Origin of the sequence: Marinobacter zhanjiangensis, from assembly GCF_014651935.1 — a bacterium.
Taxonomy (GTDB): domain Bacteria; phylum Pseudomonadota; class Gammaproteobacteria; order Pseudomonadales; family Oleiphilaceae; genus Marinobacter; species Marinobacter zhanjiangensis.
The window spans coordinates 347,115-369,757 of sequence record NZ_BMXV01000003.1 but is presented as its reverse complement, the minus strand read 5'-3'; the positions used below and the strand labels follow the sequence as shown (position 1 = coordinate 369,757).

General features: G+C 60.4%; 17 protein-coding genes, 1 tRNA gene and 1 pseudogene. 7 read left to right on the top strand and 12 right to left on the bottom strand.

Annotation, left to right across the window (positions count from 1 at the left end; translation table 11 throughout):
- Positions 1-3: 3 nt before the first annotated feature.
- From IE079_RS08400 to IE079_RS08365, 8 genes are all read right to left on the bottom strand, one after another.
- Positions 4-1,014 (bottom strand): metallophosphoesterase, encoded by a 1,011-nt coding sequence (locus IE079_RS08400; RefSeq protein ID WP_189575361.1) that lies wholly within the window; start codon positions 1,012-1,014, stop codon positions 4-6.
- A gap of 2 nt (positions 1,015-1,016) precedes the next feature.
- Positions 1,017-1,901 carry an NAD(+) kinase gene (locus IE079_RS08395; RefSeq protein ID WP_189575360.1) on the bottom strand — a complete coding sequence of 295 codons (885 nt, stop codon included), beginning with the start codon at positions 1,899-1,901 and terminating at the stop codon, positions 1,017-1,019.
- 92 nt (positions 1,902-1,993) lie between these two features.
- Positions 1,994-3,265: a DNA repair protein gene (locus tag IE079_RS08390; protein ID WP_189575359.1), complete on the bottom strand. Its 1,272-nt coding sequence runs from the start codon at positions 3,263-3,265 to the stop codon at positions 1,994-1,996.
- Between the two features lie 213 nt (positions 3,266-3,478).
- Positions 3,479-5,545 carry an NADPH-dependent 2,4-dienoyl-CoA reductase gene (locus IE079_RS08385; protein WP_189575358.1) on the bottom strand — a complete coding sequence of 689 codons (2,067 nt, stop codon included), beginning with the start codon at positions 5,543-5,545 and terminating at the stop codon, positions 3,479-3,481.
- A 388-nt stretch (positions 5,546-5,933) separates the two neighbouring features.
- A tRNA-Asp gene (locus tag IE079_RS08380) sits at positions 5,934-6,010 on the bottom strand.
- 137 nt (positions 6,011-6,147) lie between these two features.
- A complete protein-coding gene (locus IE079_RS08375) occupies positions 6,148-7,749 on the bottom strand; it encodes an ATP-binding response regulator (RefSeq protein WP_189575357.1) in 1,602 nt (533 codons plus the stop codon).
- A gap of 44 nt (positions 7,750-7,793) precedes the next feature.
- Positions 7,794-8,420, bottom strand: a complete 627-nt coding sequence (gene fixJ, locus IE079_RS08370) for a response regulator FixJ (RefSeq protein ID WP_189575356.1) — start codon at positions 8,418-8,420, stop codon at positions 7,794-7,796.
- 81 nt (positions 8,421-8,501) lie between these two features.
- Entirely contained in the window at positions 8,502-10,913 is a 2,412-nt protein-coding gene (locus IE079_RS08365; RefSeq protein WP_189575354.1) for a Lon protease family protein, read from the bottom strand.
- A gap of 284 nt (positions 10,914-11,197) precedes the next feature.
- On the opposite strand from IE079_RS08365, the gene IE079_RS08360 reads away from it, so the two are divergent.
- Positions 11,198-11,482 (top strand): hypothetical protein, encoded by a 285-nt coding sequence (locus tag IE079_RS08360; protein ID WP_189575352.1) that lies wholly within the window; start codon positions 11,198-11,200, stop codon positions 11,480-11,482.
- A gap of 59 nt (positions 11,483-11,541) precedes the next feature.
- Here IE079_RS08360 and IE079_RS08355 read toward each other — a convergent pair whose 3' ends face one another.
- The 3 genes and pseudogenes from IE079_RS08355 to IE079_RS08345 all read right to left on the bottom strand — a co-directional run bounded on the left by IE079_RS08355 (position 11,542) and on the right by IE079_RS08345 (position 13,610).
- Positions 11,542-12,012, bottom strand: coding sequence for a flavodoxin family protein (locus tag IE079_RS08355; protein WP_189575350.1), 471 nt, complete (start codon positions 12,010-12,012; stop codon positions 11,542-11,544).
- Positions 12,013-12,037: 25 nt separating this feature from the next.
- Positions 12,038-12,989 (bottom strand): annotated as a pseudogene (locus IE079_RS08350) (recombinase RecA).
- Between the two features lie 123 nt (positions 12,990-13,112).
- Entirely contained in the window at positions 13,113-13,610 is a 498-nt protein-coding gene (locus IE079_RS08345) for a CinA family protein (protein ID WP_189575348.1), read from the bottom strand.
- A gap of 165 nt (positions 13,611-13,775) precedes the next feature.
- Here IE079_RS08345 and mutS point away from each other — a divergent pair, with 165 nt between their 5' ends.
- Entirely contained in the window at positions 13,776-16,397 is a 2,622-nt protein-coding gene (gene mutS, locus IE079_RS08340; RefSeq protein WP_189575346.1) for a DNA mismatch repair protein MutS, read from the top strand.
- Between the two features lie 219 nt (positions 16,398-16,616).
- Positions 16,617-16,940 carry a ferredoxin FdxA gene (gene fdxA / locus IE079_RS08335; protein WP_189575344.1) on the top strand — a complete coding sequence of 108 codons (324 nt, stop codon included), beginning with the start codon at positions 16,617-16,619 and terminating at the stop codon, positions 16,938-16,940.
- A 113-nt stretch (positions 16,941-17,053) separates the two neighbouring features.
- Here the strand turns inward: fdxA and IE079_RS08330 are convergent, their stop codons facing one another.
- Positions 17,054-17,998 carry a DegV family protein gene (locus tag IE079_RS08330; protein WP_189575342.1) on the bottom strand — a complete coding sequence of 315 codons (945 nt, stop codon included), beginning with the start codon at positions 17,996-17,998 and terminating at the stop codon, positions 17,054-17,056.
- Between the two features lie 269 nt (positions 17,999-18,267).
- Between IE079_RS08330 and IE079_RS08325 the strand changes: the two genes are divergently transcribed.
- The 4 genes from IE079_RS08325 (at position 18,268) to IE079_RS08310 (ending at position 22,607) form a co-directional block, all read left to right on the top strand.
- The gene (locus IE079_RS08325) at positions 18,268-19,449 is read left to right on the top strand and encodes a BaiN/RdsA family NAD(P)/FAD-dependent oxidoreductase (RefSeq protein ID WP_189575340.1); all 1,182 of its coding nucleotides are present in this window, start codon (positions 18,268-18,270) and stop codon (positions 19,447-19,449) included.
- A gap of 225 nt (positions 19,450-19,674) precedes the next feature.
- Positions 19,675-20,502 (top strand): alpha/beta hydrolase family protein, encoded by an 828-nt coding sequence (locus tag IE079_RS08320; RefSeq protein WP_227712387.1) that lies wholly within the window; start codon positions 19,675-19,677, stop codon positions 20,500-20,502.
- Between the two features lie 180 nt (positions 20,503-20,682).
- Positions 20,683-21,747, top strand: coding sequence for an AraC family transcriptional regulator (locus IE079_RS08315; RefSeq protein WP_189575337.1), 1,065 nt, complete (start codon positions 20,683-20,685; stop codon positions 21,745-21,747).
- On the top strand, positions 21,744-22,607 hold the full coding sequence (locus IE079_RS08310; RefSeq protein ID WP_189575335.1) for a lipase secretion chaperone: 864 nt from the start codon (positions 21,744-21,746) through the stop codon (positions 22,605-22,607). The genes IE079_RS08315 and IE079_RS08310 overlap by 4 nt, the downstream gene beginning before the upstream one ends.
- Positions 22,608-22,643 lie beyond the last annotated feature (36 nt).

Here is a 22,643-nt window from a genome sequence, read left to right as displayed (position 1 = left end):
CGGTTACCTCGCGACGCTGTCTTCGGTTTGCGGAGAGCCGGTCAGTTCCGGGCGTTCCACATCTACGTAGACGAATTTTTCCGGTAACAGTTCCGGTTCGTCATCCAGCCGGTAGGCTACCAGCTTGCCGTATTTCACGGCACTGTAATCCAGACAGGCTACATTGGGCTTCAGTGGGGCAGGTTCGCCTTCCATCCAGTAATGACCTACAAAGACGGGGCGCTCGCCGATGGGATAGCGGAGAATCTCGGACCGTTCCTTCTCGGACAGTTCACGGCGGGCGACCTCTTCCGGCAATGGGTCCGGCTGGAACACCACATCACCATAGGTTCTCGGATCGTCGGCCCAGAACTTGGTGCGGAAGAACTTGCGGGTGTACCCGTCCCGGCCGGTCATGGACATGTCGTCCGGCAATGGCAGATCCGTACCCCGTAGCAGGGTATCCATCACCTGGCCGGCGAAGGATTCAATGGCCGCGGAGGCATGCAGGAAATCATCATCAATACAGGGGCTGCCCTGACGCTCCAGGAACTGCCGGATCAGGCGCTCATCCCAGCAGGCATGAACCGCCCGGAAATGCTCTTCCTCGATGAACAATGGCAGCGTGTAGAACCACTCCAGGAATTCGTTCCATTCCTGAGGATAGTGATCAAACTGTTCCAGGGTTTCCCGGATCAGCCGGTCGTGGCGGGCGTTGTGCTCACGCAGGAATTCCTTGCCGCTGCCCGGCCGTGCCCGGGTGCAATAGCCCAGGGCATTGTACTCGTGGTTGCCCATGACGATACGCGCGGAACCATGTTCCACCATGTCTCGCACCAGATGCAGGGACTCACGGATACGCGGCCCCCGGTCAATGATGTCGCCAATGAAAATGGCCTGCCGGGTCGGGTGCTGATAGATACCATTGCGCTTCCTGTAGCCCATCTGTTCAAGCAGATGCTCAAGGGTACGGGCGCAGCCGTGGATATCACCAATGATGTCGTGGCCCCGTGAGGCCGCTCGTGCACTTGCCATGATCAACTCGCTGCTATTTCGCTGGCCCAACCGAGCTTTTCGCGGCAGGTGGCGTAAAAATTGTGACCCCTGGGATGGATCAGGCGGATCTTGAAGGGCTTCTTGGTGATACGAATGATATCGCCGGGAGCGCAGGCAATGTCCATCTGCCCGTCAAAGCTGATCTGGGGATAGGTTTCGTTGGTGTCCCCGATGACCAGTTTGATCTCGCTTTTGCCGTCTACCACGATCGGCCGGCTGCTGAGGGTATGGGGATACATCGGCACCAGCACCACGGCATCGAGCTTGGGATGCATGATGGGGCCGCCGGCAGAAAGGGAATAGGCCGTGGACCCCGTGGGCGTGGACACGATCAGGCCATCGGAACGCTGGCTGTACACGAAATGACCATCGATATAGAGATCGAAGCCGATCATCCGCGTGGACTTGCCAGGGTGCAGCACCACATCATTCAGGGCGCTGCCGAAACCCAGTGGCTGACCGTCGCGCTCCAGGTTGCCGTCCAGCAGGAAGCGGGTCTCCTCGATGTAATCGCCCTGCAGCACCTTCGCCAGCCGCTCTTCCAGGTCGGACGGAGATATATCCGTGAGGAAACCGAGGCGGCCGCGGTTGACCCCCAGAATGGGAATTTTGGACTTGGCCAGCTCGCGGGCGGCGCCCAGCAGGCTGCCATCACCACCGACCACAATCACCAGATCACAGATTTCACCCAGCAGCTTCTTGCTGGCCACCTGCAGACCATGCCCAGGCAACATGCTGGCGGTATCCTGCTCCAGGATCACCTGGTAGTTCTCGTTCAGCAGGTAGGTCTTCAGGGACCGCAGCGTCTCGACGACCTTGACGCTGCCCATGCGGCCGATAACCCCGATATTCCTGAATTGATCCATTCAATCTCTCAATCTGTCAGTGGCGAGTGACTTATCCACCCATCTTAACGAATTACGGATCAATTCTGAAAAAGATTGTCCGGCGACGGCGGCTATCCGTTGTTTCCGTGCTTCTCGCAACGGTCGTGGACCCCGGGCTCGAACTCCGCAGGCTGACTGACCCGCATCACCGGCTGGCCACAGAGCTCCCCCTGCTTTTTTCCGGGGGCCCGACAGACAGGGTTCTCGTAGTGTTCCAGCCAGCGACGGTAATCCGGCTCGGAAATACCGCACTTCTCGGCGGCGTAACCAGTGGGGTTATCAAAATAACGGCGCAGATCGCTGAACGGCAGGGTCAGGTGACCAACACCGGCGTGATAGCCCACCAGGAAGACCTTCTGGTCCTTCAGTTGCCTGATCAGGCCGTCCTCGTCCGGCGACTGGTTGCGGGCCTCACGAACGGCCTGCTCCAGCTCCCGGGTGATCTCGCCCAGGTTGTCCAGTTCCCGCTGCTTGCGATCCAGTTGCTCACGCAACAGGACAACTTCCGCCCGGGCGGCTTCTTCCATGCCCCGGGGGGCTTCCTCAACACTGGCGCGGAGCGTCTCCAGCTGCTCACGCAATTCCGCCACCTGCAGGTCCCGGCGCTCCAGGCGCTTGCGGACCTTGCCGGACTCGAGCCGGCTTCGCTCCACCACCCGCTCCAGCTCTGCCTTTTCCTCCTGCCAGGCCTGTCGCTCAAGGCGGTGCTCCCGCTGCAAGGCGGTCAGCGAGTCCCTGTGGGCACTTTGCAGGGTTTTGATGCGCAGCCGCTGCTCGCGAATCATGTGGGCCAGGCGGTTACGCTGGGCCGTGGCCTCCCGCGCCGCCACATCGGCATCCGGCTTGCCCAGGGCGGTACGCAGTACGGGAATCTGGTCGTCGGCAGAGACGCCCCGGTGCCTGAATTTGAGATGGTTGGCCGTCACGGCCTTGCGAATGGACTGGAAGTGGTTGGACCCGGGTGTCATATCCGGATCCCACAGTTCAGATCTGAAGCGTTTGTCAGGGCACAGGCTTTTACACACCAACCTGATGGGGCCGGCGCCCATATCCGGTCCGGCGGACCCTTTTCCCGCCAGCGCCTCCACCGGAATGTTCCAGTGGCTATCGGCGCGCCCGCTTTCATCAAAATAAATCCGGAAAAATACCAGCCCACGCACCAGAAGGTCTGTGCCGATCTGCACGAACACTCCATGCACATCGGTATCTGCCAGGTCCGACAGACCTACATAACCGTCCAGAAAGGCGTCAAACTCGGTGGCCCGCATCTGACGTGAAACCTCGATCCCATCCATGAGGAAAACGGCGGAATATCCTTCGGCGGATGGATCGGCCAGAGCCATTCGGTGCCTCCCGGCGAATTGAAACCTGAGTTACCAAACGCCATGACACATGAAGCGTCACGACATTGCATCGGGGTTAATCAGTGTGAAGGTAAGTGGCCATTTTAGCCAGAGGGGTGCCCCACCGGGACCAGAGAACTGTGAGAAATTGTGATTGACTACCGCCGGGACGGGGCAGCGGCATTGCTGACCCGTCCCGGGAATCTACGGATTTCAGAGCGCGGCCGCCAGCCGGCAACCCTGATCGATGGCCCGTTTGGCATCCAGTTCGGCCGCCACATCGGCGCCACCAATCAGGTGAACCGGCAGACCACCGGTCTCCAGCCCTGCCTGCAATTCCCGCAGGGGTTCCTGCCCCGTGCAGATAACGATGCTGTCCACGTCCAGCACCCGGTCCTCGGTGCTCTCATCCTTGCCGGCAATGGTCACGTGCAGTCCGTCATCATCAATGCGGCGGTAGGTGACGCCGGGCACCATATGCACACCTTTCATCTTGAGTGCTGAGCGGTGGATCCAGCCGGTGGTCTTGCCCAGCCCTTTGCCCACCTTGGACGTCTTGCGTTGCAGCAGCCAGATCTCCCGGGCCGGCGGCGTAACATCCGCGGTAACGCCCTCGACGCCGCCACGGTGCTCCACGGACAGGTCCACACCCCACTCCTTCATGAAGGCGTGCTTGTCCAGAGACACGGATTCACCCTGATGCACCAGGAATTCGGACACATCGAAGCCTATGCCGCCGGCGCCCACCACGGCCACACGATTGCCGATGGGCTTGTTGCCCCTGATCGCGTCGATGTAGCCAACCACTTTGGGATGATCAATGCCCTCGATCTCTGGAATACGGGGGCTGACCCCGGTGGACAGGATCACTTCATCAAAACTACCTGTTTTCAGAGCCTCGGCATCGGCCCGCGTGCCCAGCCGTACATCCACATTGAGCTTTTCCAGCATCACCCGGTAATAGCGGAGCGTCTCATGGAACTCTTCCTTGCCGGGAATGCGCTTGGCCAGATTGAACTGCCCGCCAATCTCGTCCGCCGAGTCGAACAGGGTCACCTTGTGGCCCCGCTGGGCTGCCACGGTGGCAAACGCCAGTCCGGCAGGCCCTGCGCCGACAACCGCCAGCGACTTCGGCTGCCCGGCGGGGGTGTAGTTGAGTTCGGTTTCGTAGCAGGCCCGGGGATTGACCAGGCAACTGGTCAGTTTGCCGCTGAAGGTATGATCCAGGCAGGCCTGGTTGCACCCGATACAGGTATTGATCTCTTCCGCCCGGTCTTCCGCGGCCTTGTTCACCAGGTTCTCGTCGGCCAGGAAGGGGCGGGCCATGGACACCATGTCTGCCTCGCCGGTGGCCAGGATCTCTTCCGCCACATCCGGCATGTTGATGCGGTTGGTGGTCACCAGGGGAATGCTGACTTCTTTTTTCATGCGCGCGGTGACTTCAGTGAAGGCCCCCCGGGGCACCGAGGTAGCAATGGTGGGCACCCGCGCCTCGTGCCAGCCGATGCCGGTATTGATGATGGTGGCGCCGGCCTTTTCGATGGCCTTGCCCAGCTCGACCACTTCGTCCCAGGTGCTGCCCTCTTCCACCAGGTCCAGCATGGAAAGGCGGTAGATAATGATGAAGTTCGGGCCAACCTTCTCCCTCACCCGGCGTACGATTTCCAGGGGCAGACGGATACGGTTCTGGTAACTGCCACCCCAGCCATCGGTGCGCTTGTTGGTGCGCTCGACAATGAACTGGTTGATGAAATAACCCTCGGAGCCCATGATTTCGACCCCATCGTAACCCGCTCTCTGGGCAAGTGCAGAAGCGGTGACATAATCCTCGATCTGCTTCTCGATACCGGCTTCGTCCAGCTCATTGGGGGTGAACGGGTTAATTGGCGCCTGCACCGCAGACGGTGCCACCAGCTGGGGATGGTAGGCGTAGCGACCGGCATGAAGGATCTGCATACAGATGGTGCCTTCGGCCTGGTGCACGGCCTCGGTGATCACCTTGTGCTGGTCGGATTCTTCTTCGTTGGTCATCTTGGCGGCACCGGGGCCCACGCTGCCTTCCACATTGGGACCGATGCCGCCGGTCACGATCAGGCCGGCTCCGCCTCGGGCCCGCTCAGCATAGAACGCCGCCAGCCGTTCAAAACCATTGGGCCGCTCTTCCAGCCCCAGGTGCATGGAGCCCATCAGGGTCCGGTTGCGGAGGGTGGTGAAGCCCAGGTCCAGGGGTTCCAGCAAATGGGGGTAGCGGGCTTTGCCCGGCTGCGGGGATGCGGTCATGTTGGGGTCTCTCTTGTCTGGTTCTGTCATTATATTTCTTGCCTAAACCGGCTATTCGATATCGACAATTGTGGCAGGGCGCTGCTACGGCGAACGCTTTCCGGGACACGCCGTGGATACGTCCCTGTAGGCTCTTCAAAAACGTCCATGTTTTTGAAGGTCCCGGAAAGCGTTCCCCGCATCAGCGCCCGTCGAGCAGAGGAGTAGCCCGAAGGTAATTTCTGAACGAAGGTTAGCTCGAATGCAGAATAAAGTAGAGACTTGTAGCTAAGAGCTCAAGACTTGTATGGAAATATCTACGACGGATTTCAGACGACAGAGAAGGCAGCCGCGTTAAATCCGGGAGCCTGACAAGAGAAAACAACAAGAAACAAGGGAAGAGAAAAAATGGCGGAGCGGACGGGACTCGAACCCGCGACCCCCGGCGTGACAGGCCGGTATTCTAACCAACTGAACTACCGCTCCGCGCGGCGTTGCCAACAACCTGAAACCGAAGGAGAGGATCAGTAGAACCAGTCAGCGTGACTGCTCTGTGACAACGAGGGCGCATTATAAAGATGGGGCTGGTCATGTCAACGCTTTACGGAAAACTTTTGCGGATTTTATTCCGCGCCCTGATTCGCTGTGGCCGGAGCCACCGGCAGCGTAAAGAAAAACACCGCGCCCGGGCCGGCAGGACATTCGAATCCGATTTCACCACCCTGGGCCTGAATCAGGGACCGGCACAGGGCCAGCCCGATCCCCATTCCCTCTTCCTTGGTGGTGAAGAAAGGCAGAAACAGTTTCTGTTCGGCGTCGTCCGGCAGCCCTTCACCGTGGTCACGCACCTCAATGCGCACCATGGTGTCGCTGACCATGCTGGCGCTGACTTCCACCGGTTCATGGGAGCCGGCACCGCGTGAAGACTCCAGGGCATTGCGGATCAGGTTCAGGGCCACCTGCTGGACCTGGATCGGATCCGCCAGCACGTCCGGCACATCGTCGGCCACCCGCACTTCGACACCACCATCATTGTTGCGGGCGTCCACTTCGGCAAACTGGCGGGTTTCATTCAGCAGTCCGGTCACTGACAGCACTTCCTTGCCCATTGCCGGCTTGCGCACGAAGCCACGGATGCGTCTGACCACTTCGCTGGCGCGATGGGACTGGGCCTCGATCTTTTCCAGGGTCTGGGATAGCAGTTCCGGGTCCGGCTCTTCGGCGCGAAGCATGCGCAGGGCTACTCGCGCGTAATTGGTGATCGCGGTCAGGGGCTGGTTGACCTCGTGGGCAAAACCGGCAGCCATTTCCCCCATGGTGGCCATGCGGGAGGCATGGGCAAGCTGGTCGCGCTGCTCCTGCACCAGGTCGCGGGCATCGTCCAGGGCCTGCTCGCTCTCCAGCTCCGCGGTAATATCACGGAACACCACCACCGCGCCGGTAAGACGGTCGCCCTCTTTTTTCGGGGTCGCCCGGTATTCCGCCGGAAAGCCGGAGCCATCGGCGCGATACATGGTGACGTTGCGCTGGTGCTCGGAAATACCCTGACTGCACGTAGCCTGCACCGGTAGCCCCGGCGATGATTCGCTGGTACCGGCCTCATCGTCCTGCCAGAGGGCGCCGGAACAGGGGCGTGGCTGACGGAAATGAAGTTCGAAGAAATTGGTGCCAATCAGTTCTTCCACGGTGCAGCCGCTGATCATGGCCGCTGCGGGGTTGGCAAAGGCGATATCGCCCTGGGCATCCAGCCCGTAGATACCCTCACTGATGGCATTGAGGATGCGGGTCTGGTCGCTTTCCAGCTCGCGATTGCGTTCCTGCAACGCCCGCTCGAGGCGAATGACACGGGCGTGGGTTCCCACGCGCGCAATCACTTCCTGGGCCTGGAAGGGCTTGGAGATATAGTCGGCGCCGCCCAGGGAGAAACCCCTCAGCTTGGCGTCCACATCGTCCAGGGCCGACAGGAAGACGACCGCGGAATCCGCGGTGGCCGGATCAGCCTTCAGGCGCTCGCACACCTGATAACCATCCAGATCCGGCATCATGATATCCAGCAGGATGACTTCGGGGTTGTGACGATTGGCCAGGGTCAACGCCTTTTCACCGTCATTGGCGATCAGCAGGTGATAGCCGCGATCCTTGAGGGTTTCGTAGAGGACCTTGAGGTTCTGGGCATTGTCGTCAACAAGTAGCACCGTGGGTTCGGTGCTCGCCTGGTCAGTCATAGATTACAGCCGGTTGAGATAGAACAGGCATGATGAGCCGTGCATCACCCGACGTCGATAAGGTCCTTTACGGACAGCACCATGCGCACCAGGTGCGCCAGGGAGTGGGTGCCCATCTTGTGCATTACCCGCGAGCGATGGATTTCCACCGTGCGCTGGCTGATGTCCAGCTCGATGGCAATCACCTTGTTGGCCTGGCCGGCGATCATGCGCTCCATGATTTCCGTTTCCCGGGGGGTCAGGGTCTTGATGCGGCGAACAATTTCCTGGCGCTCGCCGAGGGTCTTGCGCTGCTCACGGTCCTGCTCCAGGGCGGACTCGATCTTTTCCAGCAGCGCCTCCTCCCGGTAGGGCTTCTGGATGAAGTCCACCGCACCCTCCTTCATGGCGTCCACGGCCAGCGGCACATCCCCGTGACCGGTCACGAAGATGATCGGCAGTAGTGAATGCCGGGCGTTGAGCTTCTTCTGCAGCTCCATGCCATCCATGCCCGGCATGCGGATATCCAGCACAATGCAGCCGGCCATATCCTCTGAGTAGTCACCAAGAAAATCCGTGGCACTGGGGTACGTCTTTACCGCCTTGCCATCGGATTTCAGTAGCAACTCGAGGGAGTCACGTACCGCTTCGTCGTCCTCCACCACGTAAACGGTTTGCTGGATATCGGTCATTCCTGTCGCTCCTGTCGTTATTTTGCCCTGACCAGAAAAAGCTGATTGCCAGAGCCCGGCATGCACCGGACTTCCATGAGGTTAATGGATCGTGGAATCCTTTGCAGCCCCGGAATGGCTTTCACTCTCCTGCCGCTCCTGCTCCCGCATGTCCGCAAGGCGGCGAGCGATGGCGCCGAATACCGTGCCACGGGGGTAATGGCCCTTGCGGTCTGCACGGCCCGCGGGCTTGCCCATCATCAGTTCGATCGCCTCTTCCACGGTGGAGACCGCAAAGACATGAAAGCGCTCCGCCCGCACCGCATCGACCACCCGGTTGTCCAGCATCAGGTTCTGCACGTTGGTCTTCGGCATGACAACACCCTGAGTGCCGGTAACACCCTTGATGCTGCAGGTATCGAAGAAGCCTTCAATCTTCTCGTTGGCCCCGCCGATGGGCTGCACCTCGCCAAACTGGTTCAGGGAGCCGGTAATGGCCAGGTCCTGGCGCACCGGGATACCGGAGAGGGCAGACACCAGGGCACAGAGTTCGGCCACGGAGGCACTGTCGCCATCCACCTCGCCATAATTCTGTTCAAACGTCAGGCTCGCCGACAGGTGCATGGGGTCCTTCGCGGCAAACCGCGATGACAACCAGGCGGTCAGGATCATCACACCCTTGGAGTGGATATTGCCGCCGAGCTTGGCATCCCGCTCGATATCCAGCACATCGCCATCACCGTAATAACAGGTTGCCGTCACCCGGTTCGACAGGCCGAACTCGAAACCGCCGGTTGACAGGACTGACAGGGCATTAACCTGTCCGACCCGGCGGCCCTCGGTACTGACCAGCGTGGAGCCATCGCGGACCGCGTCGTAGAACTGGTCGCGGATGCGGCTGCTGCGGTAGCGGGCACTGTCCAGCGCCTGTTCCACATGCGCGGCGTGTATCAGGCGCGCCCTGGCCTGGCGTGCCCAGTAGTCGGACTCCCTCAGCAGGTTGGCGATGTCGGCAGCGTGCAGCGACAGCCGCGCCTGATGCTCTGCCGTGCGGGCGCTGTATTCGATAATCCGGGCCACCGCCTTGCGATCACAATGCAGCAGGCCTTTCTCATAGACCAGGCTGGCGATGAACTTGGCGTACAGCAGCTGGCTTTCCGAAGTCCTTAGCATCTCGTTTTCGAAGTCGGCCGTTACCCGGAACAGTTCGGCGAATTCGGGGTCGTATTCCTGCAGCAACATCCAGGTTTCCCGGTCACCGAACAGCACGATCTTCACATCCAGCGGAATCGCCTCCGGTTCCAGGGAGATGGTTCCGGACAGGGTCAGCTCCCGCTCCAGTGAATTGATCATGATCGACTTGCTGCGCAGCGCCCGCTTGAGGCCATCCCAGACGAAGGGTTGCTCCAGCACCTTGATGGCATCCATCAGCAGATAACCGCCGTTGGCCTTGTGCAGGCTGCCGGGGCGAATCAGGGAATAGTCGGTGAACACGGTGCCCTTGAAGGTCACGTTCTCCACGTAACCGAACAGGTTGTGATAAGTGGGGTTGTCTTCCACCACCACCGGAACCTCATCGGTCTTCTGGTGTACCAGCAGGTTCACCAGGTAACGCCGGGGCATCTTCTTGTCGAGGGACGCGTAGGCAATGGCCGCCTGCTCTTCGTTGTCGTCAAGGAAGATGTCCAGGTTATCGGCCAGGTCCTTGCGGACGGACTCCAGGTAAGCGACCACATCCGGCTCTTTCTGGTAACGCCTGACCAGTTCATCAAACTGGTGGCCAGAGATGGACTCCAGGGTTTCCTGGTTCAGAGCCTGTTGTTTTTCCGCGTATTCCTGCTCCCAGTCCGCGATCTTCCGCACCGCCTGGCGCAGCTTCTTCTCCAGCTTGTTGATATCTTCTTCAAACTTGTCCCGCTGGGCCTCGGTGAGTTCGGCAAAGGTCTCGGCGGTGTGGGGCTCATCACCGTTCATGGCCACCAGCCGGTAGCCACCCGGTGTGCTCAGGGTCAGGCTGACCTTCTTGCGTTTGGCCTGGTTGGCCACCTTTTCCAGCTCGTCTTCCTGCTTTTTGCCATACTCATTCTTGAGCTGCTCGGCCCGCTCCAGGAAGCTGTCGCTGTCAAAGGTCTGGGGAATCATCTTGACCAGGCGGGACATGAGTTTTTCCATATCCTGCTTGAGATTGCCGCCCTCACCCGCTGGCAGCCGGATCATCCGGGGTACCCGCGGGTCTTCAAAATTGGCGACATAGCACCAGTCGTGGGTCTTGTGGGTCTCGTCGGGATGATGTTCCAGATAGCGCAGCATCATGGTTCGCTTACCCAGCCCATTACGGCCAACGGCATAGACGTTATAGCCACCATGGGGCATGGAGAGCGCGAAGCGGACCGCTTCCTGGGCACGGTTCTGGCCGACGATTTCAGCCAGGGGGTCCAGCTGTCGGGTGGTCTTGAAGGGGAGGTCCTTGAGAACGCAAGCCTTGTAAAGCTGATTCAGGGGCAAAGCCTTCAATGTAATGTCCTGTATGGTTACCGGATGAATGATAACGAGTGGCGCGCCACTGTCTTCCCGGGGAAAACCGACATTGTAGGGTGTTCGGAAACGGCTGTCGCCTGCGGTGTGGCTGAGTGGTCTGATTGAGAGCCTGCGCACACTTTTTGTACAGTTCATGACTAAAGCTTGTGCAAACAGGGCCGATAACTTAGACACGATGTTCCCCGGGAACCAGGTCACGGCACCATCATTCCGTAGTCGACCAGGGCGGTCAGGGAATCATTTTCAGGGAGGTCAATAAGGTGGACATACTCAAGACACTGACCCATTCATTGTCGGCGCTTGATCGGCCGGCCAGAACACCGGCAAAGGAAGTTGTCAGGGTGGACGACACCCGACCAGCGCCAGCCGAGCCGGTAAGGGATCGCAGGATGCAGCCTGACCGGCGTCGCCGCCAGCAACCTTTCAAGGGGCCCGACCGGCGCCGGAAAAGCAGTCGCCGGCGCGCCCTGCTGCTGCACCCGCGAACCGGCAAGGAAACCAGCCTGGAAGACCGCCGGGGGCGCAACATTCGCACCAGCGCATGATGCTGGCAGGGCACCGATGAGTCCTGACACCGGGCCCAACACAGGGCATCGATCAGGACTTACAGCAACCCGGCATCCAGGCTGGCGGCCATGGTCATGCCCAGGTCCCGGCACCGATCCACAAAGGCGTCCTGAAACTCGCCCCGGCACAACAAGGGTTCCTGCACCTGCCGCCAGCGCAACCCGGTGGTGATGCTGTCAATAGCCCGGTGGGTGCCTGTGCCATCACGGCCGGCGCGTATGTAGAAGGTGAACGGCAAGCCCTGGGTTTCTTCCAGGCAGGGGTAGTAGCTGCGGTCAAAGAAATCCTTCAGAGCGCCACTCATGTAACCCAGATTTTCCGTGGTACCGAGCACGATGGCATCGCACCACAGCACGTCATCCGGGCCGGCATCCAATGGCGCCAGCACCCGGACGTCCACATTCTCGATATCCGGATGGCTGGCACCCTCGGCAACCGCATCCCTGAGCTTACGGGTATTGGGAGAGGGCGCATGAGCGACGATCAGCAGTTTCTTCCCGTGTGCCATGGCTCCTCCCGGTCAGTCAGATCACTCAGAGCAGCTCGTCGTTGGTTTCCGCTTTTTCAGCGGTTTCCGCCGCTTCCGCAGACGCCTTGTCCTTCGATACCGGCTTGGGCATCAGCTTGTCACGGATGGCGGCTTCGATCTCTTTGGCCACTTCCGGATTCTCTTCCAGGAACTTGGCGGCGTTGGCCTTGCCCTGCCCGATCTTGTCGCCCTTGTAGGCGTACCAGGCACCGGACTTGTCCACAAAGCCTTCCTTGACGCCCATATCCACCACCTCTGCCATGTGGTAGATGCCCTTGCCGTACATGATCTGGAACTCGGCCTGCTTGAACGGCGGCGATACCTTGTTCTTCACCACCTTGACCCGGGTTTCATTGCCTACCACCTCATCGCCTTCCTTGATGGAACCGATACGGCGGATATCCAGGCGCACCGAGGAATAGAACTTGAGTGCAGTTGGCGTGCTTGATATTACCGGTCAGTTTGCGCAAGGCCTGGGACATCAGCCGGGCCTGCAGGCCCACGTGGCTTGTCAGCGCCGCAACGGAATCCACAATGATGACGTCTACCGCATTGGAACGCACCAGCATGTCCGCGATTTCCAGCGCCTGCTCACCGGTATCCGGCTGGGAGACCAGCAGCTCGTCCACGTTCACACCCAGCTTTTCAGCGTAGATGGGGTCGAGGGCGTGCTCCGCATCGATAAAGGCGCAGGTTTTGCCGTCTTTCTGGGCTTCGGCGATCACCTGAAGGGTCAGCGTGGTCTTGCCGGAGCTTTCCGGCCCATAGATTTCACAGACCCGGCCGTAGGGCAAGCCACCGATACCCAGGGCCACATCCAGGCCAAGCGAACCGGTGGAAACAGCAGGAATGGCTTCCCGGGGCTGGTCGCCCATTTTCATGACAGCGCCCTTGCCGAACTGGCGTTCGATCTGGCTAAGTGCGGCGCTCAGTGCTTTGTTGCGTTTGTCTTCCATCAGTGCAAACCCTCAATGTTCCCGGCCAGGCATCCGGACCGTTTACTGTATACTTGAACAGTATTAAATCACAGTCCCGGTGTCAGACCAACCCCAATGACCAAATCATCTGATCGCAACCTGTCAGAGCTTCTGGACATAATCGGCCAGGCCCTGCAGGGCATAGACCACACTCTGCCGCCGGACCGCATCCCGGTCGCCGTCAAAGTGGCAGCAGTGGGCAACGATTCCGGTGGCCGGTGTGCCCCAGGCGAACCAGACCGTGCCTACCGGCTTGTCGTCACTGCCACCCCCCGGGCCGGCAACACCGCTGATGGCAATGGCAAAATCGGCGCCACTGACCTTTACGGCTCCGGTCACCATCTGCCGGACCACGGATTCACTGACCGCACCCTCCCGCGCCAGATTTTCCGCGGAAACGTGCAGAAGTTCACGTTTCATGATGTTGCTGTAGGTTATCAGGCCACCCAGAACATAGGCCGATGAGCCCGCCCGGTCGGTAAGCGCCTTTACCACCCAGCCACCGGTGCAGCTCTCGGCCGTCACCACGGTCTGCCCCCGCAGGGAAAGCAGATCTCCCAGGTGGTTGGCGGCCTGTTCCATGGTCGAGTCTTTCAGCATCCAGAGCCTCCTCGTTTCATCCGGCTTCATATTTTCTTACAATCCCCGGCGTCCCGTCTGGTTAATTCGTTGACCTACTGCGTGACGCTAGCCCGTCAGGCACCGGCTTTATTTTTGCCGATTCTACACCGGGATTCCGCAGACTCCACCAACTGGGCACACAACATGTCGGCAGCACAGAAAGATCTATCCGGCCATACCCCGATGATCCGGCAGTATCTGAAGATCAAGGGCGAACATCCGAACGAACTACTGTTCTACCGGATGGGCGATTTCTACGAACTGTTCTACGATGATGCCAAGAAAACCGCCGAGCTGATCGACATCACCCTGACCGCCCGGGGCCAGTCCGGTGGCAGCCCGATTCCCATGGCCGGTGTGCCCTATCACGCTGCCGAGAACTATATCGCCCGCCTGGTAAGGGCCGGCCAGTCCATTGCCATCTGTGAGCAGATTGGTGACCCGGCCACCGCCAAGGGTCCGGTGGAACGCAAGGTGGTGCGCATCATCACCCCCGGCACCCTCAGCGACGAGGCCTTCCTGGAGGACCGGCGGGACAACCTGCTGCTGTCCATCTTCCACCACCGGGAAAACTTCGGGATTGCGACGCTCGACATTTCCAGTGGCCGCTTTGCGGTCTCGGAAATCGAGGGTATCGACGCCCTGCAGGAAGAAATCCAGCGCCTGCAGCCCGCGGAAGTCCTGATCAGCGAGGACTTCCCTTTCGAGGACATTCTCAGCGGCCGCAGTGGCATCCGCCGCCAGGGTCCCTGGCTGTTCGAGGCCGACACCGCCCATCGCCTGCTGACCCAGCAACTGCAGGTGCGGGACCTGACCGGCTTCGGCTGCGAGGATATGTCCCTGGCCATCTGTGCCGCCGGCTGCCTGCTCCAGTACGCCCGGGAAACCCAGCGCACCGCCCTGCCCCACATCCGCAAACTGACCCGGGAGCGACGGGAAGACGCAGTGGTGCTGGATGCCACCAGCCGACGCAACCTTGAAATCGACACCAACCTGCTCGGTGGTCACCAGCATACCCTGGCCTGGGTCATGGACCGTACCGCCACCGCCATGGGCGCGCGCCAGTTGCGACGCTGGCTCAACCGCCCGCTGCGGGACTCGGAGCAGGTCTACCAGCGCCAGCATGCTGTGACGGCCCTGCTGGATGGTTTCCACTACGAACCGGTACATGACCTGCTCAAGCGCGTGGGTGACATCGAACGTATCCTGGCACGGGTGGCCCTGCGCTCTGCCCGGCCCCGGGATCTGGCCCGCCTGCGGGATGCCTTCGCCGCCCTGCCGGACCTGCAGCATGCCCTGAAGCCGGTCAACTCCCATCACGTGGTCCGGCTGGCAACACTGGTCAGTGAATACCCTGAACTGGCGGACCTGCTGGAACGGGCGGTGGTTGATAACCCGCCGGTGGTGATCCGCGATGGTGGCGTTGTCCGTGAGGGCTTCGATAGCGAGCTGGACGAGCTGCGCAACATCAGCGAGAACGCCGGCCAGTACCTGCTGGATGTGGAAACCCGGGAACGGGAGCGAACCGGCATCAGTACGCTGAAAGTGGGCTACAACCGGGTACACGGCTATTACATCGAGATCAGCCGGGCGCAATCGGGCCACGCGCCGGTGGACTACATCCGCCGCCAGACCCTGAAGAATGCCGAGCGCTTCATCACCCCGGAACTAAAGGAGTTCGAGGACAAGGCCCTGAGCGCCAAAAGCCGTGCCCTGGCGCGGGAAAAGGGGCTGTACGATGATCTGCTGGAAGCCCTGGCGGAACAGCTGGCGCAGTTGCAGGACAGTGCCCAGGCCCTGGCGGAGCTGGACGTACTGACCAACTTTGCCGAGCGCGCCACCAGCCTGCGATTTACCGCCCCGGAATTCCGCGAGGCGCCCGGGCTGGATATCGATGCCGGCCGGCACCCCGTGGTGGAACAGCTTCTGGACGAACCTTTCGTGCCCAACAACGTACTGATGGACGAGCAACGCCGGATGCTGGTGATTACCGGCCCCAACATGGGGGGCAAATCCACCTACATGCGCCAGACGGCGCTGATCGCCCTGCTCGCCTATTGCGGCAGTTTCGTACCGGCGGACCGGGCGGTACTGGGGCCGGTGGACCGCATCTTCACCCGCATGGGATCGTCCGATGACATCGCCGGTGGCCGCTCCACCTTCATGGTGGAGATGACCGAGACCGCCAACATCCTCCACAACGCCAGCCGCCACAGCCTGGTGTTAATGGATGAGGTAGGTCGCGGCACCAGCACCTTCGATGGTCTGTCGCTGGCCTGGGCCACGGCGGAGCACCTGGCCCGTGAGATTGGTTGCTACACCCTGTTCGCCACCCACTATTTCGAGCTGACTCAACTGGCGGACCAGCTCGACCATGCGGTGAATGTGCACCTGACCGCTACCGAGCATGACGACAGTATTGTGTTCCTGCACACAGTGCACGATGGCCCGGCCAGCCAGAGTTACGGCCTGCAGGTGGCCCAGCTGGCAGGCGTGCCACAGCCGGTGATCGCCCAGGCCCGTTCACAGCTGCAGCGGCTGGAAGGCGAGAACCGGGAACCGGTCACCCTGTCTGCCTCCCCCGCCCCGGAGCGCAAAGCGGCCAGTCCGGCGCAGCACGAGGCCTTCCAGGGCGACATGTTTGCCAGCTTGGAGCCCAGTGCAGTGGAAAAGGCCCTGTCGGAAATGGACCCGGATGATCTGTCGCCTCGACAGGCTCTGGAGCGGCTTTACGAACTACGTCAGTTGATGACGGATAAAGACTGATTCCGCTACCCGTTGATCCAGCTCATAAGCATATAGTGATGCGGCGCTTGCGGGGCGGGCGGGGCCTCCCTACAATATCGGCCTCAAATTACCAAAGATCAGCACGAAGGGTGACGGCGGGCCCGCCACAACAGGTCTTCGGACTGCGGAGCCTGTCTGCGGCGAGGGCAGCGGAAACACCCCACTGATGAGACAGACCACCAGACCAGGAATCTGACTATGACGTTTGTGGTTACCGACAACTGCATCAAGTGCAAATACACGGACTGCGTGGAAGTATGCCCGGTGGACTGCTTTTACGAAGGCCCCAATTTTCTGGTGATTGACCCTGACGAGTGCATTGATTGCGCTCTGTGTGAGCCGGAATGCCCGGCCGAGGCCATATTCTCGGAGGACGAACTGCCTGCGGGTCAGGAGCCCTTTATCGAGCTGAACGCGGACCTCGCCGGCAAGTGGCCCAACATCACCGAGAAGAAAGACCCGCTTCCCGACGCGGAAGAATGGGATGGCAAGCCGGACAAGCTGCAGTATCTGGAGCGCTGAGGCACCAGCATCCCGACACCGGGTGGCCCGTAACCACACATCATCCGGGAACGGGAGTGAGGCAGCGAGAGCGCAAGCAAAAGGGGAGCCACGGCTCCCCTTTCTCGTCGGTGTCAGCCCTCAAACTCATGCTCTTCGGCCGCCAGTGAGAGGCAGACACTGCCCGGGCCGATATAAATGCTGCTGGTTATACCCATACGCGAGAGCAACAGCTCCACATTGTGCTCCTTGCAGACCTCGCGCAGGCGGTCCAGACCCGGCAGTGCCTCGATCTCCTCCCAACTCATGCCGCAGGAGAGGGAGACCACCGGCGCCAGCAGCCCTGCTTTCACACGAGTCACGGCGTAATTCATCACCTTCTCCACCGCCGCATCCTTGGACCGGGTCTTGGCCGCTGGCTTGGCGACAACGCCCTTGCCCCAGATAATCGGGGTGATGTTGAGGGCCTTGCCCAGAAAGGCAACCAGGCCGGATACACTCTTGTCACCCCGTCGCCGGGCACGTTCGCGAATATAGCTCAGATCGTTTGGTACCACGCAGATCCACACGTTCTGGGCAAACTTTTCCACCTCATGGCGTAACGCATTCTTGGAAAGCCCCTTGCCCAACAGGCTGATGGTGTAAGCGGCCAATAACCCCTGGCCGGCGAACAGCTGGCCGCTGTCGATGACCCGCATGGTGAAATTGCCTTCAACACCTGCCTTTTCCCGAACCGCTTTGGCATGGGCCATGACCATATTCATGGCTTCCGAAGCGTTGCTGTAGATCTGGCTGCGGGATCGGTCAACGGTCTCGCAAATGGCGATATCGTAGTTCGGGACGACCTTTTCCAGAAACAGGTCGCGAATCTGTGCAGCGGAAAAAGCCTCGGTCTCCGCATGGTGACCCTTACCCAGCAGGCCCTGCCGATAGAAGTCTTCCGTGGTGTCCGGATTGTGGTCGTCGATAAAAGTCTGATTATCGATTTTTGCGGTCAACGGCAGGATAAAAATGCCATGCTTCCGTATAAAATCATGGGGAAGGTCACAGGCGGAATCCACGATCAGGCCAACTTTCATTATGTCCTCCAGTATCCGGGCCCTTCTTTAATCTGAAGGCGTCGTGCCGGGCTCTTGTTATTTTCGCGTCCAGACATACACCCTTGTCTGGAACAGTCGTTCGGGGCCATGGTAACCCCTTCTTCCATGGATCGCCATTTCAGAAATGACAAGCTTTCGCATCTCCATGAAATTCGCCGATGACACCGGCAACGGCACCCCGGTATCACCCGGCCAGCCCGGCCCGGTATACTGCCGCCACACTGTGACAGGACAGGATGTGCGAAACCATGGCTCAGACCTATGATGTGGTGATTGTCGGCGCCGGCGCGGCGGGACTGATGTGCGCTGCCGCCGCCGGATATCGGGGTCGCAGGGTGCTGATCATCGAACACGCGGCCAAACCCGGAAAGAAGATCCTGATGTCCGGTGGCGGACGCTGCAACTTTACCAACCTCAACAGCACGCCGGCCAACTTCCTGTCCGACAACCCCCATTTCTGCATCTCCGCACTCAAGCGGTACACACCACAGGATTTTCTGGATCTGGTGGAGCGCCACGGCATCGAACATGAAGAGAAAGCCGAGGGACAGCTGTTCTGCCGCCACAGCGCCAGAGACCTGCTGGATATGCTGCTCACGGAATGCGACTGGGCCGGCGCCGAGCTTCGGCTCAAGACCAGTGTCGAGTCGGTCAGGCAGACAGCCGGCGGCTATCACCTGAAGACCAGCGGCGGTGCCATAGAGTGCGAAGCCCTGGTTGTTGCAACCGGCGGCCTGTCCATACCCACCATGGGAGCCACCGGCTTTGGTTATGACCTTGCCCGCCAGTTCGGGCTGTCGGTGCTGCCCACCCGCGCCGGCCTTGTACCCTTTACCCTGCACGCGGAGCTGAAACAGCAGCTGGCCCCCCTGGCCGGCATCAGTTGCCCGGTGGATGTCCATTGTAACGGAGAGCATTTCCTCGAACCCATGCTGGTGACTCACCGTGGCCTGAGCGGGCCTGCCATGCTGCAGATATCAAGCTTGTGGCAACCCGGCGATGTTCTGTCCATCGACCTGCTGCCGGGGCATGACCCACTGGCTGAACTGCAGACACTCAAGCAGCAACAGCCATCTCTGAGCCTGGAGCGCTACCTGAGCCGGATTCTGCCCAAACGGTTTGCCCAGTCCTTTGCCATCATGCACGGCTGGCAGGGGCCCCTGCAGGAATACCGGAGCAATGATCTGGAATCCGCCGCAGAGACCCTGTCGCACTGGACGCTTCAACCCGCCGGCACCGAAGGCTACCGCACCGCGGAAGTCACCCTGGGGGGCGTGGATACACGGCAATTTTCCTCCAGAACCATGGCAGCGAGAGACGTTCCGGGACTCTACTTCATTGGCGAGGTGGTCGATGTAACGGGTCATCTCGGCGGCCACAACTTCCAGTGGGCCTGGGCCTCCGCGGTCGCGGCCGGCAACATTGCCTGATCATTAAACACCCGGACAAGGACGACCCTCGTCACAGTCACTCCACCTCACCTCCCGGAATCGATCACAATTTGTACTTGCTGTTATGGGTGACATCTCTGGCAACCTTCTACCATCGAGTCAGGCTGATTCATGGAGCCACCAGACAATCACAGGCTCCAATCCTGCTAACAGCCGAAGCAACAAACTCCAACAATCAATTTCTGACGATCAGGGAAAAACAATATGACACTCGCGATACCCAAACAGTCAGTCCTGACCCGATCAGTGGCTGCTGCCGGCGCACTGCTGATCTCCGGCTCCGCCTTCGCACTCGGTGGCGGCGGTATTGGTGGCGGTGACCCCACGGACCAGTATGCCTCGTCGGGATCCTACGCCACCACATCCGATCGCGCAGGTCTCTCCTGCACGGTCTATCGCCCGAGCAACGTACCGGAAGGCGCGCCGTTGATTCTGTGGGGCAACGGCACCGGTGGTAGCCCGTCCACCTACGGGGATGGCCTGGAGCACTGGGCCTCTTACGGCTTTGTGGTAGCCGCAGCCAACACCTCCAACGCCGGCTCCGGTGAAGAAATGCTGGACTGCATCGACGCTGTTCGCGGCACCAGCTATGGCAGCAATGTCGATTTCTCGAAAGTCGGCGCCTCCGGCCACTCCCAGGGTGGTGGCGGCACCCTGATGGCGGCACGTGACAGCCGTATCACAGCGACTGCGCCCGTCCAGCCGTACATCCTGGGCCTGGGGCACGACTCCGATTCGCAGGACGAGCAAACCGCTCCCATGCTGCTGCTGTCCGGCAGTTCCGACAACCTTGCAGGCCCGACACTGAACCAGCGTCCGGTGTTCAACCGTGTTGATGTACCGGTCTTCTGGGCGACGCTCGACGGCGCCGGCCACTTCGAGCCCACGGGAGACCTTGGTGATTTCCGCGGCATGAGCACCGCCTGGTGGCTGTATCAGCTGCAGGGCGACGAAGCGGCGGCCGAGCTGTTCACGGGCCCCTGCTCCGCCTGTGACATCAGCGGCTGGGATATCGAGCGCAATGGCCTGTAAATCAGGCAGTTTTCAACTCGAGCTGTAAGCCGGGCCTTGTGCCCGGCTTTTTTCATCAGGTTTGCGGACATCCGTTTTTGTTAAGGGGTTCCTGTTACCCCGATGCGAATCGGGGCACACTGTAAACAATCGTTACAACACCAACACAATAATGACATTGACAATCAAGGGGCTCGCAAAATGGACTTCAACGCCAGAGTGATCCCGCTCCACCTGCATCCTCTCGGATTCATCGAGGTTTTCGTCCGTCACGGGGCCAGTCTCAGCGACCTGCTCAGGGGCACCGGCATTTCACCTGCCATGTTCGACATGCAGGACATCCGTATCAGCTACATGCAGCAGCAGACACTGGTACGCAATGGTATCCAGCACTGTCGCAAACCCGGAATCGGCCTCATTGTCGGCATGGAGCTGGACTGGAGTTTCTGGGGCACGCTGGGGTACACCATCCACTCCAGCCCCAGCCTGAAAGAGGCCGGCGAAGCCTTCCGACGATATCTGGTGATTTCACAACCCTATTACGCAATGATGGTCTCCCAGCCAACCACCTATATCGACTGCAACCGTCGCGTCGTGGATCCTCTGGTCTACTCTGCGGATGAGATCTACGATGACGATGTGCGCATGTTTACGCTGGAGTTTCGTGTCGCCACCACAGCACGGCTCTGGACCCTCTGCGGCAACCCCGATGCCCGCGACACCGACGTTCACGTGACGCTGGACTATCCGGAGCCTGCCCACGTTGACCTGTACAGCGAACTTCCCTGCAAGTCTGTTACCTTCGATTCCGACCAGACCGCCATCTCGGCAGATTACAATTATGTGATCAAGCCTTTCCGGCCCTACCGTCGACGGGCCTATCGCAAGCTGATCCAGCAGTGCGAGCAGGAGCTGAACCAGGCGCCAGTGGACATCACCTTTACTGACCGGGTGCGCTGGCACATCCGCTCGCACTTCAATCCGGCTATCGACCTTGAGCAGGTGGCTCAGGGCATGCAGATGCCCCCCCGCTCGCTGACGCGGCGGCTGGCGACGGAGAAAACATCCTTTCGCAAACTACTCCACTCCGTCCGGATGGAAATTGCCACCCATCAGCTCCGGTCGTCCGGCCTGAGCGTTGATGAGGTCGCTGAAATAGTCGGTTTCTCCTGTGCCTCCAGCCTGCGTCGGGCCATGAAGAAGTGGTCAGGCACGACCATCTCCCATATTCGCGAACGACAGGGCATTGAGGAGCTGATGCCGTGAGCACTCGCGTAAACCAACCGAAAAAAAATACCCCACACTCCCGCTCGAAAAGCCGTACCACACTGTTTGCCACCGGCGCGGCGGTGCTGGGCGCGGTAGCCATTGCCATCTGGGCGGGCGGAAAGGCTCTGATTCCAGACGAAACCACACCGCCAGTGGAGCAGGCCGACGAGCCACAGACGGTCACGGAAACGCAGTCCGCCAATGATGAGCCGGACGCCAGGCTGTTTTCGGACTCCATGCTGACCGCAGAAGAGGACGAGCCAGCAGAGTCGGCAGAGGCGGAGAAGCCTGACGATGGGGGCAACATACCCTTCAAGCTGGAAGAGGTGGCCTACGCCCTGAGCAGAGTGGAGCTGGATGAGAACGGAGATATCGTGCTCAACGAGAGTGCCCAGATGGTGCTGGAACAGGCCTTTATGGATTCCGGCACCACCCTGAACGAGCAGCAGCTGGAGGAACTGAAAACCATGATCGAAGCAGGCCTGGGGGGACAGGCCGGCGAGCAGGCGGTGCAGATCACCGAAAAGTTCTATCGCTACAGCAATGCCTTCCGGGAAATCTCGGACACCCTTGCTGTTCGGGGGGATCCACAGTCCCTGCGTAACGATTACGACCAGATTGCCCGGTTGCGCCGCACCCATCTTGGCCCCGAACTGGCGGACCAGCTATACGGTCGCGAGGAACAGCTGACGCGGTACACTCTGGAGGTGATGGCCCTCCAGGCGGACCCGGACCTGACACCGGAGCAGCGCAAGGAAAAGCAGCAGGAGCTGGCATCCGACTATGCGGAAGTGATGCCCAACGGCGGCGAGTCAGACGGGGAGCAATCCGGCGAAGGCGAGCAAGCCACCAACTGATCGCTCACTCCCGGCCTGAAGTCGCTACGTCATAGC

Bases quoted from the DNA above. Each gene is read 5' to 3' on its own strand.
- IE079_RS08400 (WP_189575361.1), bottom strand. From the start codon at position 1,014: ATGGCAAGTGCACGAGCGGCCTCACGGGGCCACGACATCATTGGTGAT.
- IE079_RS08395 (WP_189575360.1), bottom strand. From the start codon at position 1,901: ATGGATCAATTCAGGAATATCGGGGTTATCGGCCGCATGGGCAGCGTC.
- IE079_RS08390 (WP_189575359.1), bottom strand. From the start codon at position 3,265: ATGGCTCTGGCCGATCCATCCGCCGAAGGATATTCCGCCGTTTTCCTC.
- IE079_RS08385 (WP_189575358.1), bottom strand. From the start codon at position 5,545: ATGACCGCATCCCCGCAGCCGGGCAAAGCCCGCTACCCCCATTTGCTG.
- IE079_RS08375 (WP_189575357.1), bottom strand. From the start codon at position 7,749: ATGACTGACCAGGCGAGCACCGAACCCACGGTGCTACTTGTTGACGAC.
- fixJ (WP_189575356.1), bottom strand. From the start codon at position 8,420: ATGACCGATATCCAGCAAACCGTTTACGTGGTGGAGGACGACGAAGCG.
- IE079_RS08355 (WP_189575350.1), bottom strand. From the start codon at position 12,012: ATGGCACACGGGAAGAAACTGCTGATCGTCGCTCATGCGCCCTCTCCC.
- IE079_RS08345 (WP_189575348.1), bottom strand. From the start codon at position 13,610: ATGCTGAAAGACTCGACCATGGAACAGGCCGCCAACCACCTGGGAGAT.
- mutS (WP_189575346.1), top strand. From the start codon at position 13,776: ATGTCGGCAGCACAGAAAGATCTATCCGGCCATACCCCGATGATCCGG.
- fdxA (WP_189575344.1), top strand. From the start codon at position 16,617: ATGACGTTTGTGGTTACCGACAACTGCATCAAGTGCAAATACACGGAC.
- IE079_RS08330 (WP_189575342.1), bottom strand. From the start codon at position 17,998: ATGAAAGTTGGCCTGATCGTGGATTCCGCCTGTGACCTTCCCCATGAT.
- IE079_RS08325 (WP_189575340.1), top strand. From the start codon at position 18,268: ATGGCTCAGACCTATGATGTGGTGATTGTCGGCGCCGGCGCGGCGGGA.
- IE079_RS08320 (WP_227712387.1), top strand. From the start codon at position 19,675: ATGACACTCGCGATACCCAAACAGTCAGTCCTGACCCGATCAGTGGCT.
- IE079_RS08315 (WP_189575337.1), top strand. From the start codon at position 20,683: ATGGACTTCAACGCCAGAGTGATCCCGCTCCACCTGCATCCTCTCGGA.